This is a genomic window from Streptococcus mitis (assembly GCF_965111735.1).
GTDB lineage: Bacteria > Bacillota > Bacilli > Lactobacillales > Streptococcaceae > Streptococcus > Streptococcus mitis_DR.
The window spans coordinates 835777-854508 of the sequence record NZ_OZ217346.1; the positions used below are offsets into that span (position 1 = coordinate 835777).

Here is an 18732-nt window from a genome sequence, read left to right on the forward strand (position 1 = left end):
ATAGGGGAAGTTTTTGATATTTCAAAAAAATGCTAAAAGAGTCTTGACAAGTAGTTGAAAAATGATATAATTTAACCATTCAGAAAAGTAATCATATAAACTTTTTAGAGAGTCTGTGGTAGCTGAAAACAGATAAGTGATGATGATGAAAATTGGGCTGAATGTTATTTAGAATTTGAAATCATAAAAATTCGGTGAGCACACCTTACAGTGCATCTCGTTATTGCGAGACAGAGCGATAGGGAAATTCCCTATAATTGAGGTGGTACCGCGCATCGACGTCCTCACACAAGTTTTTTTGTGTGAGGACTTTTTTGATGGAGGTTAGTATGGAAAGAAAACGATGGCGTCAATTGTTTATACTCAATGAAAATCAAAAAGCAAACTAGGAAGCTAGCCGCAGGTTGCTCAAAGCACTGCTTTGAGGTTGTGGATAGAACTGACGAAGTCAGTAACCATAGCTACGGTAAGGCGACGCTGACGTGGTTTGAAGAGATTTTCGAAGAGTATTAGATAAGTGAAGTATTTTAAAGGAATAAAAGGAGAAATAGAATGAAAAATAAACGTTTAATTGGGATTATCGCTGCATTAGCAGTCTTAGTAGCAGGAAGCTTGATTTACTCTTCAATGAATAAACCAGAAGCTAAGAATGAGAAGAAAGTTGCCAAAGTTGGTGTTCTTCAGTTTGTGAGCCATCCATCTCTTGATTTGATTTATAAAGGGATACAAGATGGACTTGCAGAAGAAGGTTATAAAGATGATCAACTTAAAATCGATTTTATGAACTCAGAAGGTGACCAAAGTAAGGTTGCGACAATGAGTAAACAATTGGTTGCAAATGGGAATGACCTTGTGGTTGGTATTGCAACACCAGCTGCTCAAGGTTTAGCTAGTGCCACAAAAGATCTACCGGTTATCATGGCTGCTATTACAGACCCAATCGGAGCTAACTTGGTCAAAGATTTGAAAAAACCAGGTGGCAACATTACAGGGGTATCTGACCACAATCCCGCTCAACAACAAGTTGAACTCATCAAAGCTTTGACACCAAATGTGAAAACAATTGGAGCTCTTTACTCAAGTAGTGAAGATAATTCCAAAACTCAGGTAGAAGAATTTAAGGCTTATGCTGAAAAAGCAGGTTTGACAGTCGAAACATTTGCTGTTCCTTCAACAAATGAAATTGCTTCAACAGTTAACGTTATGACTAGCAAGGTTGATGCTATCTGGATTCCAATCGATAACACCATTGCATCTGCATTTTCAACAGTTGTATCAAGCAATCAATCAGCTAAAAAGCCAATCTATCCAAGCGCAACTGCCATGGTAGAAGCAGGTGGTTTGGCATCAGTTGTAGTTGACCAACATGACCTTGGTGTGGCAACTGGTAAAATGATTGCGCAAGTCTTGAAAGGTGCAAAACCAGCCGATACTCCAGTTAATGTCTTTTCAACTGGTAAGTCAGTTATCAACAAAAAATTGGCACAAGAGCTAGGTATTACGATTCCTGATTCTGTTCTAAAAGAAGCGGGACAAGTGATTGAATAATCTGTAATGGAGGAGTTGGGGACATCTCCTCCAATTTTTTACAATAGAAATCATATAGAAAAGGTTAAGAAACAGATGATATTATCTATTATTTCTCAAGGATTTGTCTGGGCTATTTTAGGTCTGGGGATCTTTATGACATTTAGGATTTTGAACTTTCCAGATATGACAACAGAAGGTTCCTTCCCTCTTGGGGGAGCTGTTGCTGTCACTTTGATAACCAAAGGAGTGAACCCATTTTTAGCGACTCTTGTTGCTGTAGGAGCAGGTTGTTTGGCTGGAATGGCAGCAGGACTTCTTTATACAAAAGGGAAGATCCCAACCTTGCTCTCAGGGATTTTGGTGATGACTTCCTGTCACTCTATCATGCTCTTGATTATGGGACGTGCAAATTTAGGATTGCTTGGAACCAAGCAAATCCAGGATGTTTTGCCTTTTGATTCAGATTTGAACCAACTCTTGACAGGTCTCATCTTTGTCAGTCTTGTTATTGCTCTCATGCTCTTTTTCTTGGATACCAAACTAGGACAAGCCTATATTGCTACAGGTGACAATCCTGATATGGCTAGAAGTTTCGGGATTCATACTGGACGCATGGAGCTCATGGGCTTGGTCTTATCAAATGGTGTGATTGCCCTTGCAGGTGCCCTCATTGCTCAGCAAGAAGGGTATGCTGATGTGTCTCGAGGAATCGGGGTTATCGTTGTAGGTCTTGCAAGTTTGATTATTGGAGAAGTTATTTTCAAGAGTTTGAGCTTGGCAGAGCGTCTGGTTGCCATCGTTGTGGGTTCTATTGCCTATCAATTCTTAGTGTGGGCAGTTATTGCGCTTGGATTTAATACAAGTTACCTTCGTTTGTACAGCGCCGTGATTTTAGCAGTCTGCCTCATGATTCCAACATTTAAGCAAACAATCTTGAAAGGAGCCAAATTAAGCAAATGACAGCAATTGTAGAATTAAAAAATGCAACCAAAGTCGTTAAAAATGGCTTTGATGAAGAAAAGATTATTTTAAATGATGTTTCCTTAGAAATTTTTGAACAGGATTTCATCACGATTTTAGGTGGAAATGGTGCTGGGAAATCAACTCTCTTTAACACTATTGCAGGAACCTTGTCATTAACCAGTGGAACCATCCGTATTTTGGGTGAAGATGTTACCAAGTTTTCACCAGAGAAGCGGGCTAAGTATTTGTCTCGAGTCTTCCAAGATCCCAAGATGGGGACAGCTCCCCGTATGACGGTGGCTGAAAATCTTTTGATTGCCAAGTTTCGTGGTGAAAAGCGTGGACTGTTTCCGAGACGTCTGGCTAGCTATAAGGATGAGTTTCAGGCAACTATTGAAAAAGTGGGAAACGGTCTTGAGAAACACTTGAATACACCGATTGAGTTCTTATCAGGTGGACAAAGACAGGCTTTGAGTCTCTTGATGGCAACCTTGAAGCGTCCTGAATTACTCTTGTTAGACGAGCATACTGCAGCCCTTGATCCAAAGACCAGTGTGGCCTTGATGGAATTGACGGATGAATTTGTCAAGAAGGACCAGCTGACAGCGCTTATGATTACCCACCATATGGAAGATGCTCTCAAATATGGCAATCGCTTAATTGTCATGAAAGAAGGACGAATTATCCAAGATTTGAAACAAGAAGAAAAAGCAAAAATGAAAATCTCTGATTATTATCAACTCTTTGAATAAAGTAGGGAAAATGAGTGAAATGGTTTACTTTTTTTCTGAAATAAAGTATACTATATAAAGTAAACTATGATAACATGGAGGTATTGTGTATGGTTGACAAACAAGTCATTGAAGAAATCAAAAACAATGCCAACATTGTGGAAGTCATAGGAGATGTGATTTCTTTACAAAAGGCAGGACGGAACTATCTAGGGCTCTGTCCTTTTCATGGTGAAAAAACACCTTCTTTCAACGTTGTAGAGGACAAGCAGTTTTACCACTGTTTTGGTTGTGGTCGCTCAGGTGATGTCTTTAAATTCATTGAGGAGTACCAAGGGGTTCCCTTTATGGAGGCTGTCCAAATCTTAGGTCAGCGTGTTGGGATAGAGGTAGAAAAACCGCTTTATAGTGAGCAGAAGCCAGCTTCACCCCACCAAGCTCTTTATGATATGCACGAAGATGCTGTCAAATTTTATCATGCTATTCTGATGACAACGACCATGGGGGAAGAGGCCAGAAACTACCTTTATCAGCGTGGTTTGACAGATGAAGTGCTCAAGCATTTTCGGATTGGTTTAGCACCTCCAGAACGAAACTATCTCTATCAACGTTTGTCTGATCAGTATCGTGAAGAGGATTTCTTGGATTCGGGACTGTTTTATCTCTCGGATGCCAATCAATTTGTAGACACCTTTCACAATCGGATTATGTTTCCCCTGACAAATGACCAGGGAAAGGTCATTGCCTTCTCAGGTCGTATCTGGCAGAAAACGGATTCACAAACTTCTAAGTATAAAAATAGCCGATCGACTGCAATTTTTAACAAAAGTTACGAATTATATCATATGGATAGGGCAAAAAAATCTTCTGGAAAAGCCAGTGAGATTTACCTCATGGAAGGGTTCATGGATGTCATCGCAGCCTATCGGGCTGGAATCGAAAACGCTGTGGCATCTATGGGAACGGCCTTGAGTCGTGAGCATGTTGAGCATCTGAAAAGGTTAACCAAGAAGTTAGTTCTTGTTTACGATGGCGATAAGGCTGGGCAAGCTGCGACATTGAAAGCGCTGGACGAAATTGGTGATATGCCTGTGCAAATCGTAAGCATGCCTGATAACTTGGATCCTGATGAATATCTACAAAAAAATGGACCAGAAGACTTGGCCTATCTATTAACAAAAACTCGTATTAGTCCGATTGAGTTTTACATTCATCAGTATAAGCCTGAAAATAGTGAAAATCTGCAGGCTCAGATTGAATTTATTGAAAAAATAGCGCCCTTGATTGTTCAAGAAAAGTCTATCACTGCTCAAAACAGCTATATTCATATTTTAGCTGACAGTCTGGCATCCTTTGATTATGCTCAGATTGAGCAGATTGTTAATGAAAGCCGTCAGGCGCAAAGGCAAAATCGCATGGAAGGGATTTCCAAACCGACGCCAATCACTATGCCTGTCACCAAGCAGTTATCAGCTATTATGAGGGCAGAAGCTCATCTACTTTATCGAATGGTGGAATCCCCTCTTGTTTTGAACGATTACCGTTTGCGAGAAGACTTTGCATTTGACACACCTGAATTTCAGGTCTTATATGACTTGCTTGGCCAGTATGGCAATCTTCCTCCAGAAGTTCTAGCAGAACAGACAGACGAAGTTGAAAGAGCTTGGTATCAAGTCTTAGCTCATGATTTGCCTGCTGAGATGTCACCGCATGAACTAAGTGAAGTAGAAATGACTAGAAACAAGGCTCTCTTGAATCAGGACAATATGAGAATCAAAAAGAAGGTGCAGGAGGCGAGCCATGTAGGAGATACCGACACAGCCCTAGAAGAATTGGAACGTTTAATTTCCCAAAAGAGAAGAATGGAGTAATAATGGCAACAAAACAAAAAGAAGTAACAACATTTGATGTACAAGTAGCAGAATTTATCCGTAATCATAAACAAAAAGGGACAGCAACTGATGATGAAATTAATGCAAGTCTGGTGATTCCTTTTACCTTGGATGCTGATGGGATTGAAGATCTCTTGCAGCGAATTCAGGATGCAGGGATTTCTATCACAGATAACGAAGGAAATCCGAGTGCGCGTGTTCTGAGCACTGAAGAAGAGCCAGAACTCAGCGACGAGGACTTGATTGGTTCAACTTCGGCTAAGGTCAATGACCCTGTTCGTATGTACTTGAAAGAAATCGGAGTCGTTCCTCTCTTGACCAATGAAGAGGAAAAAGAATTGGCACTGGCTGTTGAAGCTGGTGATATCGAAGCCAAACAACGTCTTGCGGAAGCCAACCTTCGTTTGGTTGTTTCTATTGCTAAACGCTATGTCGGCCGTGGTATGCAGTTCCTTGACTTGATTCAAGAAGGGAACATGGGCTTGATGAAGGCGGTTGACAAGTTTGACTATTCTAAAGGCTTCAAGTTTTCAACTTACGCAACTTGGTGGATTCGTCAGGCTATCACTCGTGCTATTGCGGATCAAGCTCGTACTATCCGTATCCCAGTTCACATGGTTGAAACCATTAATAAATTGGTTCGTGAACAACGTAATCTTCTTCAAGAATTGGGACAAGATCCGACACCAGAACAAATCGCTGAACGTATGGATATGACCCCTGACAAGGTTCGTGAAATCTTGAAGATTGCCCAAGAACCGGTATCCCTTGAAACTCCTATCGGTGAAGAGGATGATAGCCACCTTGGGGACTTTATCGAAGATGAAGTGATTGAAAATCCAGTGGATTATACAACTCGTATCGTCTTGCGTGAGCAGTTAGATGAGGTCTTGGATACTCTTACAGACCGTGAAGAAAATGTTTTGCGTCTACGTTTTGGGCTAGATGATGGAAAAATGCGTACCCTTGAAGATGTGGGTAAAGTCTTTAACGTAACCCGTGAGCGTATCCGTCAGATTGAAGCAAAGGCTTTGAGAAAACTACGCCAACCAAGTCGTAGCAAACCGCTTCGTGATTTTATTGAAGACTAAGAGTGAGGATGAATATGACTTATACAGAAGAGCAAATTGAAAACATCAAAACACGAATTTTATCAGCCTTGGAAGAAGTCATCGACCCTGAGTTGGGAATCGATATTGTCAATCTTGGTTTGATTTATGAGATTCGTTTTGACGGCGACACAGGACAAACAGAGATTGATATGACTTTAACAACCATGGGTTGTCCCCTAGCTGATCTTTTGACAGACCAGATTTATGATGCTATGACAGAGGTTCCAGAAGTAACGGATACTGAGGTCAAATTAGTTTGGTATCCAGCCTGGACTGTTGAAAAAATGAGTCGCTATGCACGCATTGCCCTAGGCATTAAGTAAACATATAAACACATGTGAGAGATTATTGGAAAAGCGAGGAAATTTCCTCTTCTTTTCCTCTAGTCTCTCCTTTCTTTTGCTGATTTTATTCAAAGAAAATGATATAATAGTAGTTATGGAAAAAAAGAAATTACGCATCAATATGTTGAGTTCAAGTGAGAAAGTAGCAGGACAAGGAGTTTCAGGTGCCTACCGTGAATTAGTTCGTCTTCTTCACCGTGATGCAAAGGACCAATTGATTGTTACAGAAAATCTTCCAATCGAGGCAGATGTGACTCACTTTCATACAATTGATTTACCCTATTATTTATCAACCTTCCAAAAGAAACGCTCAGGAAGGAAAATTGGCTATGTGCACTTCTTGCCTGATACACTTGAGGGGAGTTTAAAAATTCCATTTTTCTTAAAGGGAATTGTGAAACGCTATGTATTTTCTTTTTACAACCGGATGGAGCATTTGGTGGTGGTCAATCCTATGTTTATCGAGGATTTGGTGGCAGCTGGTATTCCACGTGAAAAAGTGACCTATATTCCTAACTTTGTAAACAAGGAAAAATGGCATCCTCTTCCGCAAGAAGAGGTAGCGAGACTGCGTACAGAGCTAGGTCTTAGTGACAATCAGTTTATCGTAGTAGGTGCTGGTCAAGTTCAGAAACGCAAAGGGATTGACGATTTTATCCGTCTGGCTGAGGAATTGCCGCAAATTACCTTTATCTGGGCAGGTGGTTTCTCTTTTGGTGGTATGACAGATGGTTATGAACGTTACAAGAAAATCATGGAGAATCCACCTAAAAATTTGATTTTTCCAGGTATTGTATCGCCAGAGCGGATGCGAGAATTGTATGCCCTAGCGAATCTTTTCTTGCTTCCTAGTTATAATGAGCTCTTTCCGATGACGATTTTAGAGGCTGCCAGTTGTGAAGCTCCGATTATGTTGCGTGATTTAGATCTTTATAAGGTAATTTTGGAGGGAGATTATCGGGCTACAGCAGACAGAGAAGAGATGAAAGAAGCTATTCTGGAATATCAAGCGAATCCTGCTGCTTTAAAAGATTTGAAAGAAAAAGCTAAGAATATTTCTAGAGAGTATTCTGAAGAGCATCTGTTACAAATCTGGTTGGACTTTTATGAGAAACAAGCCGCTTTAGGGAGAAAGTAAAAAGTGAGGTAATCTATGCGAATTGGTTTATTTACAGATACCTATTTTCCTCAGGTTTCAGGTGTTGCGACCAGTATTCGAACCTTGAAAACCGAACTTGAAAAGCAGGGGCACGCTGTTTTTATCTTTACGACGACAGATAAGGATGTCAATCGCTACGAAGATTGGCAAATTATCCGCATTCCAAGTGTTCCTTTCTTTGCTTTTAAGGATCGCCGCTTTGCCTATCGAGGTTTCAGCAAGGCGCTTGAAATTGCTAAACAATATCAACTGGATATTATCCACACTCAGACAGAATTTTCTCTTGGCCTGTTGGGGATTTGGATTGCGCGTGAATTGAAGATTCCAGTCATCCATACCTATCACACCCAATACGAAGACTATGTGCATTATATTGCCAAGGGGATGTTGATTCGTCCTAGTATGGTCAAGTATTTGGTTAGAGGTTTTTTACATGATGTAGATGGAGTCATTTGTCCTAGTGAGATTGTCCGTGACTTGCTATCTGACTATAAGGTCAAGGTCGAAAAACGTGTCATTCCTACTGGGATTGAATTAGCCAAGTTTGAACGTCCAGAAATCAAGCAAGAAAATCTGAAAGAACTACGTAGTAAACTAGGGATTCAAGCTGATGAACAGATGTTGCTGAGTCTTTCCAGAATTTCCTATGAAAAAAATATTCAAGCAGTATTAGCAGCCTTTGCTGATGTTCTGAAAGAGGAAGACAAGGTTAAACTGGTAGTTGCTGGGGATGGCCCTTATCTGAATGACCTCAAAGAGCAAGCCCAGAAACTAGAGATTCAAGACTCCGTTGTCTTTACAGGGATGATTGCTCCTAGTGAGACCGCTCTTTACTATAAGGCGGCAGATTTCTTCATCTCGGCATCGACAAGTGAAACCCAAGGCTTGACCTACTTGGAAAGTTTGGCTAGTGGGACGCCTGTCATTGCACATGGAAATCCTTATCTGGACAATCTTATCAGTGATAAAATGTTTGGAACCTTGTATTATGGTGAACATGATTTGGCTGGAGCTATTCTGGAGGCCCTGATTGCAACGCCAGATATGGATGAGCATACCTTATCAGAGAAATTATATGAGATTTCAGCTGAGAATTTTGGAAAACGGGTGCATGAGTTTTATCTTGATGCTATTATTTCAAATAATTTCCAGAAAGATTTAGCCAAAGATGATACGGTCACTCAGCGTATCTTTAAGACAGTTTTGTATCTACCGCAACAGGTGGTTGCTGTGCCCGTAAAAGGCTCTAGACGCATGCTGAAGGCTTCAAAAACACAGTTAATCAGCATCAGAGATTATTGGAAAGACCATGAAGAATAGAAAGAGGAATAGCTATGAAAAAACAATTGATGAGAAGTGGTAGTGATCAAAAAATTGCTGGTGTTTGTGCCGGAGTGGCTCATTATCTAGATATGGATCCAACTATCGTTCGAGTCATTTGGGGTGTCCTTGCTTGCTGTTACGGAGCGGGAATTGTAGCTTATATCATTTTATGGATTATCGCACCTGTAGCAACTGACTATTGAAAACTAGCTGAATTCATGCTAAGATAATAGAAAATAGAATGTAACGAAGGAGAAAAAAATGGCATTTGGAGATAATGGAAATCGTAAAAAAACTATGTTTGAGAAAATAACCTTGTTTATCGTGATTATCATGCTAGTAGCAAGTTTATTGGGAATTTTTGCAACTGCAATTGGTGCCCTCAGTAATCTATAAAATAGATACAAGAACATTTTGTGACTGGGATTTCCCAGCCCTTTTTTAAAGTGAGAAGAAAAAATGAGTATGTTTTTAGATACAGCCAAGATTAAGGTCAAGGCTGGTAATGGTGGCGATGGTATGGTTGCTTTTCGCCGTGAAAAATATGTCCCTAATGGGGGTCCTTGGGGTGGTGATGGTGGACGTGGAGGTAATGTGGTCTTCGTTGTAGACGAAGGACTACGTACCCTCATGGATTTCCGCTATAACCGTCATTTCAAGGCTGATTCTGGTGAAAAAGGAATGACCAAAGGGATGCATGGTCGTGGTGCAGAGGATCTCAGAGTTCGTGTTCCACAAGGTACGACTGTGCGTGATGCTGAGACTGGCAAGGTCTTGACAGATTTGATTGAACATGGTCAAGAATTTATCGTTGCCCACGGTGGTCGTGGTGGACGTGGAAACATCCGATTTGCGACACCAAAAAATCCTGCACCTGAAATCTCTGAAAATGGAGAACCAGGTCAGGAACGTGAGTTACAATTGGAACTAAAAATCTTGGCTGATGTTGGTTTAGTTGGATTCCCATCTGTTGGGAAATCAACACTTTTAAGTGTTATTACCTCAGCTAAACCTAAAATTGGTGCCTACCACTTTACGACCATTGTGCCAAATCTAGGTATGGTTCGTACCCAATCAGGTGAATCCTTTGCAGTAGCTGATTTACCAGGTTTGATTGAAGGGGCTAGTCAAGGAGTTGGTCTGGGAACTCAGTTCCTCCGTCACATCGAGCGTACACGTGTCATCCTTCATATTATTGATATGTCAGCTAGCGAAGGCCGTGATCCTTATGAGGACTACCTAGCTATCAATAAGGAGTTGGAGTCATACAATCTTCGTCTCATGGAGCGTCCACAGATTATTGTAGCCAATAAGATGGATATGCCTGAGAGTCAGGAAAATCTTGAAGAATTCAAGAAGAAATTAGCTGAAAATTATGATGAATTTGAAGAGTTACCAGCTATCTTCCCAATTTCTGGTTTGACCAAGCAAGGTCTGGCAACGCTCTTGGATGCTACAGCTGAATTGCTAGACAAGACACCAGAATTCTTGCTCTACGACGAGTCAGATATGGAAGAAGAAGTTTACTATGGATTTGACGAGGAAGAAAAAGCCTTTGAAATTAGTCGTGATGACGATGCGACATGGGTGCTTTCTGGTGAAAAACTCATGAAACTCTTTAATATGACCAACTTTGATCGTGACGAATCGGTCATGAAATTTGCTCGCCAGCTACGGGGCATGGGGGTTGATGAAGCCCTTCGTGAGCGTGGAGCTAAAGATGGTGATTTGGTCCGCATTGGTAAGTTTGAGTTTGAATTTGTAGACTAGGAGACTGATATGGGAGATAAACCGATATCTTTCCGAGATGCGGATGGCAACTTTGTTTCCGCCGCAGACGTTTGGAATGAAAAGAAATTGGAAGAACTGTTTAATCGTCTCAATCCAAATCGTGCCCTGAGATTAGCACGAACTAAAAAAGAGAATCCATCTCAGTAAAGAATATAACAAAATTCCGTGCCACATCAGACACGGAATTTTCTTATTCTTCAAAGAAAAATGGTGGAGCGAATTTTTTCAATTCTTCAAAGCATTTTTGAGCAGCTTCTGCATCTTCACAGATGACGAGACAGACATCATCTCCACAGAGAGTAGCGATAGCGTCAGGGAAGCTCAAAGCATCAATGATAGAACCAAAGGATTGAGCAAGTCCAGGAAGGGTTTTTAGTAGGACTTGATGTTGAACTGGGCGCATCAAGACAAGAGCATCCTCCATATAAATTTCGAGACGTTTTTCCCATTTTGAGATAGAACCTGTATTGAGCACGTAGTAAGAGTTGTCTTCTTCTCGTACTTTTGAAAGGTTCATACTTTTAATATCTCTCGAAAGTGTAGCTTGTGTAACTTGAATGTCGTTATCAGCAAGAAGAGCTTGTAGCTCAGCTTGAGTATGAATCTTGTTTTTCGTTATAAGAGCTCGTATGAGTTGGTGTCGGTGTTCAGATTTGTTCATAAATTGTTACTCCTTGTACAAGGTACAGAAAGCGTGGACTGAACGAGAATGTCAGTCGGGTGGTAAGCGGTATTGTCACGTATGATGATTTCAAAGTCAGTAGTATAAAGAACTATACGGAGAAAATCTCCTTCCTTTAACTTGTCACTAGTTGAATGTAGATGAATAGGCTTTATATCTGTTGTGTCCTCTACTAACAGTAAATCATTCAATTAGGGTAGCCTTTTGTCACGACTTATTGTGAATTTATGATTAATGTTAATTCACAAAGATTTTTCAACATGTGGTGTGGTAGCGAGTATTATTAATGAGTACACATGTTGGTTAGGGTTTTAGTATCTTTTGTACAAGCTCCCGTTATGGGATTATCATAAGCCCTTCTTTGAGAGTGGATTTGATACCAAGTTTATGTTTTGTTAGACTCTTCAAGTGGAAATTTTTCCATACTGAATCTCTGTTATATTATACCTTTTGACAAGGTAGGATAAGACTAGACTGTTCAAGATCAACAGTCAGGTGGTAAGCGGTATTGTCACGAATTGTGATTTCAAAGTCAGTAGTATAGAGGACTAGACGAAGAGTATCTCCTTCTTTTAACTTATAAATAGTTGGTTGCAGTTCAAATTGGATATCCATCCACTCATCTGCCTTAATATCCTCTACTGACAGTAAACCATTTCTATTTTGCAAATTGAGGTAGCCTTTTGTCACGACGCGTTGTGTATTTTCACGAAAAGGCAATTCACAGAGATTTTCCAACATATGGTAGCGACCGTTGTCAATAGTTCTAGCACTTAAAACAGCTGGATAAGGTTGTAGGTATTTTTTCTGTCCAAATTCTAGCAGTTGAGCTGATAAGAGCCCCTTGTTTGTGCTGGATTTGATACGTAGATTGAGCTGAGCACGACCGTTCAAGTGAAGATCTTTGGTTATAGGAAGGTCAATAGTAATCTGATTGACTTTCCCTTGATAGAGTTCTGTATTGAAGGTCTGGTATGTCTTACCATAACGCTCAAAATCTTTATCTGAGTACAGGTTTTGAATAACTTGCTCTTCTTGACCAAGTGCGAAAGTTTCAAAGTTTTCTTGCCCACCGAAGGTATCAAGTGATAACCAAGTCTGAGGAGCTGTATTATCCTGCCAAATGACAGTAGGGAGTTGAAAATCTGTATCTTCTCCCAGTAATTTCTTAGTCAATAAGGCATTCATGGACTCACGGAAATCAATGGACTGCCAGTTATTCATATAAACATGGGCACCATTATGGAAAAAGAGGTGCTTATTTATATTATCAGGAAGGGCGTGAAACATCTGATAAACATGAAGTGGTTTGACATTCCAATCCTGTGAACCATGAGTAAAGACAACCTCTGCCTTTACCTTATGAGCATTGAGCAGATAATTGCGGTCATGCCAAAACTGATTATAGTCACCAGATTTGCGATCTAACTGCTTTTTTACTTTTTCTAAGTCAGTTTGGTGATCTTCATTACCACGAATATAGTCGCCAGCCAAGAGATTACGAGAGTAGGTTAGTTCTGCAAGGGAGTCAAAGTCCTCACCTGGATAACCACCTGGGCTAGTTACCAGACCGTTTTCACGGTAGTAGTTGTACCACGAAGAAATACCAGCCTCGGCAATAATAACCTCTAAACCATCTACACCTGTAGTCGCAAGACCATTGGACATGGTACCTAGATAGGAAAGTCCAGTTGTAGCTACTTTTCCATTTGACCAGTCAGCCTTGACTTGACGTTGGCGCGTGTGGTCAGTAAAAGCACGGCAACGGCCATTAAGCCAATCGATGACATTTTTATAAGCCTCGATTTGCTGGTAGTCTCCGTTAGTCATGAAACCAGTAGAGTCTTTGGTACCAACACCTGAGACATACAGATTGGCAAAACCTCGTGGAAGGAAGTAGTCGTTGAGAGTATAGCTAGCGTTGATGTGCGTTAGCTTTTCCTCAGTTTCTGACACAAGCTCAGCTTGACCTTGAGGTTGGACGAGATTTAGTTGAGGTTCCTCTAGCTCAATCTTGTGAGCAGGTTTAACCTCGAGATTGCCCTCCATCTTGTAGAGAGCCTTGTCACTAGCCTTGTCATTTGTTCCCTGATGATAGGGACTGGCTGTCATGATAGCAGGGATTTTTCCATCAAAACGAGGACGAATAATGCTAACCTTGACTAAGTCTGGAAGACCTTTTTGGTCAGTATCGACACGAGACTCAACGTAAACGACTTCTCGAATGGCATCATGGCTAGAAAAAGTAGCCAAACTCTTACCGTTAAAGTAGTGATAGTCATTATCCTCAGGAATAAGACCGTCACTGACAAGTTGGTCGATAAGAGTGTTCCCCTTTTTGGTACGAGTATTGAGTAACTGATAGAGATTTTCAATCAAGTCACCATATACAATAGGAAATCCAGACTCTTTACGAAAAACATCACTGTCTTCAAAGTCAACCAAATAAGAAAAACCTAAAAGTTGAAAGGCTACAGTATAGAAAATATCTGCAGTCAACTCTTTATCTGATTGAAAAAATGTCAGTAAGTCAGTTTCTTTATCAACTGCTAAACTGGATAGAGGATAGGTGCTATCTTTAAAATTAAAAAAGAAACGAATGAGAAACGCTTCAAGCGTTTTTTTATTTGTAATGTTGACCGGTAAATCGAATCCATACTTTTTTAATTCAAAGATAATTGTATCTCTAGGTAGCGCAAAATAGCTGAATTGATTAAAACGCATAAAACCTCCTATTTATGAAATATATTAAGGTTATTATATCAAAAAATAGAGAGAAAAGAAACTATAAAAATTAACAGAAATTATAATAAATAAAAATAAGTACTTATGAAATAAACATGTAAAATGATAAGCTTAAATACAAAAATATTAGCGATTCTGTTGAAAATCGGGCAAGGATCGTCTAGTCAACTATGATTTTAGTTATTAGATATTAAAGCATCAGTAATACTAATAGAAATTTAAAGAAAATGGTATAATATAGTGAGAACGATAGAGGAGAAGTGTAAATTGATCGCACAACTAGATACAAAAACAGTCTATAGTTTTATGGAGAGTGTCATTTCAATCGACAAGTATGTGAGAGTTGCAAAAGACTATGGATACACTCATCTGGCTATGATGGATATTGACAATCTTTATGGGGCTTTCGACTTTCTAGAGGTTACAAAAAAATATGGAATTCATCCTTTGTTAGGGCTTGAAATGAATGTCCTTGTAGATGATAAAGATGTGAATCTGCGCTTTTTAGCTCTATCTAGTGTGGGCTACCAGCAGTTGATGAAACTTTCAACAGCTAAGATGCAGGGGGAGAAAACTTGGTCGGTTCTGTCTCAGTATCTTGAAGATATTGCTGTAATTGTGCCTTATTTTGAAGAACTTGAGTTGTTAAATCTAGGCTGTGATTACTATATAGGGGTTTACCCAGAAACACTGTCCAGCGAATTTCACCATCCAATTTTGCCACTATGTCGGGTCAATGCCTTTGAAAGTAAGGATAGAGAAATTCTGCAAGTTTTAACAGCGATTAAAGAAAATCTCTCCCTTAGAGAAGTTCCCTTGCGCTCACGACAAGATGTCTTTATATCAGCAAGTTCTTTAGAGAAACTATTCCAAGAACGTTTTCCTCAAGCCTTGGACAATTTAGAAAAGCTGATTTCAGGCATTTCTTATGACTTGGATACTAGTCTAAAATTGCCTCGTTTTAATCCAGCAAGGCCAGCAGTAGAAGAATTGAGAGAACGTGCTGAATTGGGGCTTGCTCAGAAGGGGTTAACTGGTAAAGAATATCAAGACCGTCTAGACCAAGAATTGGCTGTTATTCATGATATGGGCTTTGATGATTATTTCTTGGTTGTTTGGGATTTATTGCGTTTTGGACGTTCGAATGGCTATTATATGGGAATGGGACGGGGTTCTGCAGTAGGCAGCTTGGTTTCTTATGCCTTAGATATTACAGGGATTGACCCGGTGGAGAAGAATCTGATTTTTGAACGCTTCCTCAATCGTGAACGCTATACTATGCCTGATATTGATATTGATATCCCAGATATTTATCGTCCAGATTTTATCAGATATGTTGGTAATAAATACGGCAGTAAACATGCGGCTCAAATCGTTACTTTTTCAACCTTTGGTGCCAAACAAGCTTTGCGAGATGTCTTGAAGCGCTTTGGTGTGCCAGAGTATGAATTATCTGCAATTACCAAGAAAATCAGTTTTCGTGATAATCTTAAGTCAGCCTATGAAGGTAACCTCCAGTTTCGTCAGCAAATCAATAGTAAGTTAGAATACCAAAAAGCTTTTGAAATTGCCTGCAAGATTGAGGGATATCCAAGACAAACCTCTGTCCATGCGGCTGGTGTTGTAATCAGTGACCAAGATTTGACCAATTACATCCCTCTAAAGCATGGTGACGAAATTCCACTGACTCAATATGATGCTCATGGAGTCGAAGCGAGTGGACTTTTGAAGATGGATTTTCTGGGGCTACGAAATTTGACCTTTGTCCAGAAAATGCAAGAGTTGCTTGCTGAAACAGAAGGCATTCACTTGAAAATAGAAGAAATCGATTTGGAAGACAAAGAAACGTTAGCTCTTTTTGCTTCTGGCAATACAAAAGGTATCTTTCAATTTGAGCAACCTGGTGCCATTCGCTTGCTCAAGCGTGTTCAGCCAGTCTGTTTTGAAGATGTCGTAGCAACTACTTCTCTAAATCGACCAGGTGCAAGTGACTACATCAATAATTTTGTGTCAAGAAAGCATGGGCAGGAAGAAGTGACTGTTCTAGATTCAGCACTGGAGGATATTTTGGCTCCAACTTATGGCATTATGCTCTATCAGGAGCAGGTTATGCAGGTTGCTCAGCGATTTGCTGGATTTAGTCTTGGGAAGGCTGATATTTTGCGTCGAGCTATGGGTAAAAAGGATGCCTCTGCTATGCATGAGATGAGGGCTTCCTTTATTCATGGCTCCATAGAAGCTGGTCATACTGCGGAAAAAGCAGAGCAGGTTTTTGATGTTATGGAGAAGTTTGCAGGTTATGGTTTTAACAGGTCACACGCCTATGCCTACTCAGCCTTGGCCTTCCAATTGGCTTATTTCAAAACACATTATCCAGCTATTTTTTATCAGGTCATGTTGAATTCTGCCAATAGTGATTATGTAACAGATGCCTTAGAAGCAGGTTTTGAAGTAGCCCCATTGTCCATCAATACTATTCCCTATCACGATAAAATTGCCAACAAGTCTATCTATCTAGGTTTGAAATCGATTAAGGGGCTCAGCAAGGATTTGGCGCTTTGGATTATTGAACATAGACCTTATTCTAATATTGAAGATTTTTTAGCTAAACTACCTGAGAATTATTTGAAACTTCCTTTGCTGGAACCTTTGGTAAAAGTTGGTCTTTTCGATTCATTTGAAAAAAATCGTCAAAAAGTATTCAATAATTTAGCTAATCTATTTGAATTTGTGAAAGTGTTAGGAAGCTTATTTGGAGAGACCATCTATAGTTGGCAAGATTCGGAGGACTGGTCGGAGCAAGAAAAATTCTACATGGAACAAGAGCTTCTAGGAGTAGGAGTGAGCAAACATCCCTTACAAGCTATTGCAAGTAAGGCTATTTACCCTATTACCCCAATTGGAAATTTGTCAGAAAATAGCTACGCTATTATTTTGGTTGAAGTTCAGAAAATAAAAGTAATTCGTACCAAAAAGGGTGAAAATATGGCTTTCTTACAGGTGGATGACAGTAAGAAAAAATTGGATGTTACCCTCTTTTCAGATTTATATCGACAGGTTGGACAGGAAGTAAGAGAAGGAGCCTTCTACTATATAAAAGGAAAAATCCAGTCACGTGACGGTCGTCTGCAAATGATTGCACAAGAAATAAGAGAAGCAGTTGCTGAGCGCTTTTGGATTCAGGTGAAAAATCATGATTCGGATCAAGAAATTTCGAGAATTTTAGATCAATATAAAGGCCCAATCCCAGTCATCATCAGGTATGAAGAGGAACAGAGAACGATTGTTTCTCCCAACCATTTTGTAGTTAAATCTGATGAATTAGAAGCGAAATTGAATGGAATCGTTATGAAAACGATTTATCGCTAAAATTACGGAAAATAGAAGAATTTTCAACGTAAATGTGGTATAATCAGTAAGAATGTTAAAAGAAAAAGGAGCATAACCAATATGAAACGTATTGCTGTTTTGACTAGTGGTGGAGACGCCCCTGGTATGAACGCTGCCATCCGTGCAGTTGTTCGTCAAGCAATTTCAGAAGGAATGGAAGTGTTTGGTATCTATGATGGATATGCTGGTATGGTTGCCGGTGAAATTCATCCCCTAGATGCAGCTTCAGTAGGAGACATCATTTCTCGTGGTGGTACTTTCCTTCACTCAGCTCGCTACCCAGAGTTCGCTCAACTTGAAGGGCAACTTAAAGGGATTGAGCAATTGAAAAAACACGGGATTGAAGGTGTAGTTGTTATCGGTGGTGACGGATCTTACCACGGTGCTATGCGTTTGACGGAGCATGGCTTCCCAGCTATCGGTCTTCCAGGTACAATCGATAACGATATCGTTGGTACTGACTTTACAATCGGTTTTGACACAGCGGTTACGACTGCTATGGACGCTATCGATAAGATTCGTGATACGTCATCAAGTCACCGTCGTACTTTTGTTATCGAAGTTATGGGACGTAACGCAGGTGATATCGCTCTTTGGGCAGGTATCGCAACTGGTGCTGATGAAATCATCATTCCTGAAGAAGGCTTCAAGATTGAAGATATCGTAGAAAGCATTAAATGTGGTTATGAGTGTGGTAAAAAACACAATATCATCGTCTTGGCTGAAGGTGTGATGTCAGCGGCTGAATTTGGTCAAAAACTAAAAGAAGCTGGAGACACAAGTGACCTTCGTGTGACAGAACTTGGACATATTCAACGTGGTGGTTCTCCAACTGCGCGTGACCGTGTTTTGGCATCACGTATGGGTGCACATGCTGTTAAACTTCTTAAAGAAGGTATCGGTGGTGTTGCGGTTGGTATCCGTAACGAGAAAATGGTTGAAAATCCAATTCTTGGAACTGCAGAAGAAGGAGCATTGTTTAGCCTTACTGCAGATGGTAAGATTGTGGTTAACAACCCACACAAGGCTGACCTTGAGCTATCTAGCTTGAATAAGAGCTTGTCATAATT

General features: G+C 40.1%; 16 protein-coding genes, 1 pseudogene and 1 other annotated feature. Of the genes and pseudogenes, 14 read left to right on the forward strand and 3 right to left on the reverse strand.

Annotation, left to right across the window (positions count from 1 at the left end):
• The first annotated feature begins 71 nt into the window (after positions 1–71).
• Positions 72–289: a binding site (T-box leader), on the forward strand.
• 263 nt (positions 290–552) lie between these two features.
• The 12 genes from trpX to ACLV7W_RS04135 all read left to right on the forward strand — a co-directional run bounded on the left by trpX (position 553) and on the right by ACLV7W_RS04135 (position 10992).
• Positions 553–1548 carry a tryptophan ABC transporter substrate-binding protein gene (gene trpX, locus ACLV7W_RS04080; protein ID WP_084947653.1) on the forward strand — a complete coding sequence of 332 codons (996 nt, stop codon included), beginning with the start codon at positions 553–555 and terminating at the stop codon, positions 1546–1548.
• A 75-nt stretch (positions 1549–1623) separates the two neighbouring features.
• Positions 1624–2490 (forward strand): ABC transporter permease, encoded by an 867-nt coding sequence (locus ACLV7W_RS04085; protein ID WP_031237057.1) that lies wholly within the window; start codon positions 1624–1626, stop codon positions 2488–2490.
• Positions 2487–3245 (forward strand): ABC transporter ATP-binding protein, encoded by a 759-nt coding sequence (locus tag ACLV7W_RS04090; RefSeq protein ID WP_004254621.1) that lies wholly within the window; start codon positions 2487–2489, stop codon positions 3243–3245. Before ACLV7W_RS04085 ends, ACLV7W_RS04090 begins: the two co-directional genes overlap by 4 nt.
• 89 nt (positions 3246–3334) lie before the next feature.
• A complete protein-coding gene (gene dnaG / locus ACLV7W_RS04095; RefSeq protein WP_084947655.1) occupies positions 3335–5095 on the forward strand; it encodes a DNA primase in 1761 nt (586 codons plus the stop codon).
• Between the two features lie 2 nt (positions 5096–5097).
• Entirely contained in the window at positions 5098–6207 is a 1110-nt protein-coding gene (gene rpoD, locus ACLV7W_RS04100) for an RNA polymerase sigma factor RpoD (RefSeq protein WP_000201903.1), read from the forward strand.
• A 14-nt stretch (positions 6208–6221) separates the two neighbouring features.
• Positions 6222–6551 (forward strand): metal-sulfur cluster assembly factor, encoded by a 330-nt coding sequence (locus ACLV7W_RS04105; RefSeq protein WP_261029205.1) that lies wholly within the window; start codon positions 6222–6224, stop codon positions 6549–6551.
• Between the two features lie 115 nt (positions 6552–6666).
• A complete protein-coding gene (gene cpoA, locus ACLV7W_RS04110; RefSeq protein WP_225306618.1) occupies positions 6667–7710 on the forward strand; it encodes an alpha-galactosylglucosyldiacylglycerol synthase in 1044 nt (347 codons plus the stop codon).
• A gap of 15 nt (positions 7711–7725) precedes the next feature.
• Positions 7726–9051 (forward strand): glycosyltransferase family 4 protein, encoded by a 1326-nt coding sequence (locus tag ACLV7W_RS04115; RefSeq protein ID WP_247927811.1) that lies wholly within the window; start codon positions 7726–7728, stop codon positions 9049–9051.
• Between the two features lie 29 nt (positions 9052–9080).
• Positions 9081–9257 carry a PspC domain-containing protein gene (locus tag ACLV7W_RS04120; protein WP_084947671.1) on the forward strand — a complete coding sequence of 59 codons (177 nt, stop codon included), beginning with the start codon at positions 9081–9083 and terminating at the stop codon, positions 9255–9257.
• 58 nt (positions 9258–9315) lie between these two features.
• On the forward strand, positions 9316–9450 hold the full coding sequence (locus ACLV7W_RS04125) for a DUF4044 domain-containing protein (RefSeq protein ID WP_000863859.1): 135 nt from the start codon (positions 9316–9318) through the stop codon (positions 9448–9450).
• A gap of 63 nt (positions 9451–9513) precedes the next feature.
• Positions 9514–10824: a GTPase ObgE gene (gene obgE / locus ACLV7W_RS04130; RefSeq protein WP_084926409.1), complete on the forward strand. Its 1311-nt coding sequence runs from the start codon at positions 9514–9516 to the stop codon at positions 10822–10824.
• A 9-nt stretch (positions 10825–10833) separates the two neighbouring features.
• The gene (locus tag ACLV7W_RS04135; protein ID WP_001808548.1) at positions 10834–10992 is read left to right on the forward strand and encodes a hypothetical protein; all 159 of its coding nucleotides are present in this window, start codon (positions 10834–10836) and stop codon (positions 10990–10992) included.
• Between the two features lie 43 nt (positions 10993–11035).
• Here the strand turns inward: ACLV7W_RS04135 and ACLV7W_RS04140 are convergent, their stop codons facing one another.
• The 3 genes and pseudogenes from ACLV7W_RS04140 to ACLV7W_RS04150 form a co-directional block, all read right to left on the reverse strand.
• Positions 11036–11506, reverse strand: coding sequence for an arginine repressor (locus ACLV7W_RS04140; RefSeq protein WP_084929847.1), 471 nt, complete (start codon positions 11504–11506; stop codon positions 11036–11038).
• A pseudogene (locus ACLV7W_RS04145) lies at positions 11503–11795 on the reverse strand (Xaa-Pro dipeptidyl-peptidase); the annotation flags it as partial. The gene ACLV7W_RS04140 and the pseudogene ACLV7W_RS04145, both read right to left, overlap by 4 nt.
• Before the next feature lie 173 nt (positions 11796–11968).
• Positions 11969–14251, reverse strand: a complete 2283-nt coding sequence (locus ACLV7W_RS04150) for a Xaa-Pro dipeptidyl-peptidase (protein ID WP_411865484.1) — start codon at positions 14249–14251, stop codon at positions 11969–11971.
• A 288-nt stretch (positions 14252–14539) separates the two neighbouring features.
• On the opposite strand from ACLV7W_RS04150, the gene ACLV7W_RS04155 reads away from it, so the two are divergent.
• The gene (locus ACLV7W_RS04155) at positions 14540–17641 is read left to right on the forward strand and encodes a DNA polymerase III subunit alpha (protein ID WP_411865485.1); all 3102 of its coding nucleotides are present in this window, start codon (positions 14540–14542) and stop codon (positions 17639–17641) included.
• Positions 17642–17722: 81 nt separating this feature from the next.
• Positions 17723–18730: a 6-phosphofructokinase gene (gene pfkA, locus ACLV7W_RS04160; protein ID WP_000820863.1), complete on the forward strand. Its 1008-nt coding sequence runs from the start codon at positions 17723–17725 to the stop codon at positions 18728–18730.
• Positions 18731–18732: the final 2 nt, after the last annotated feature.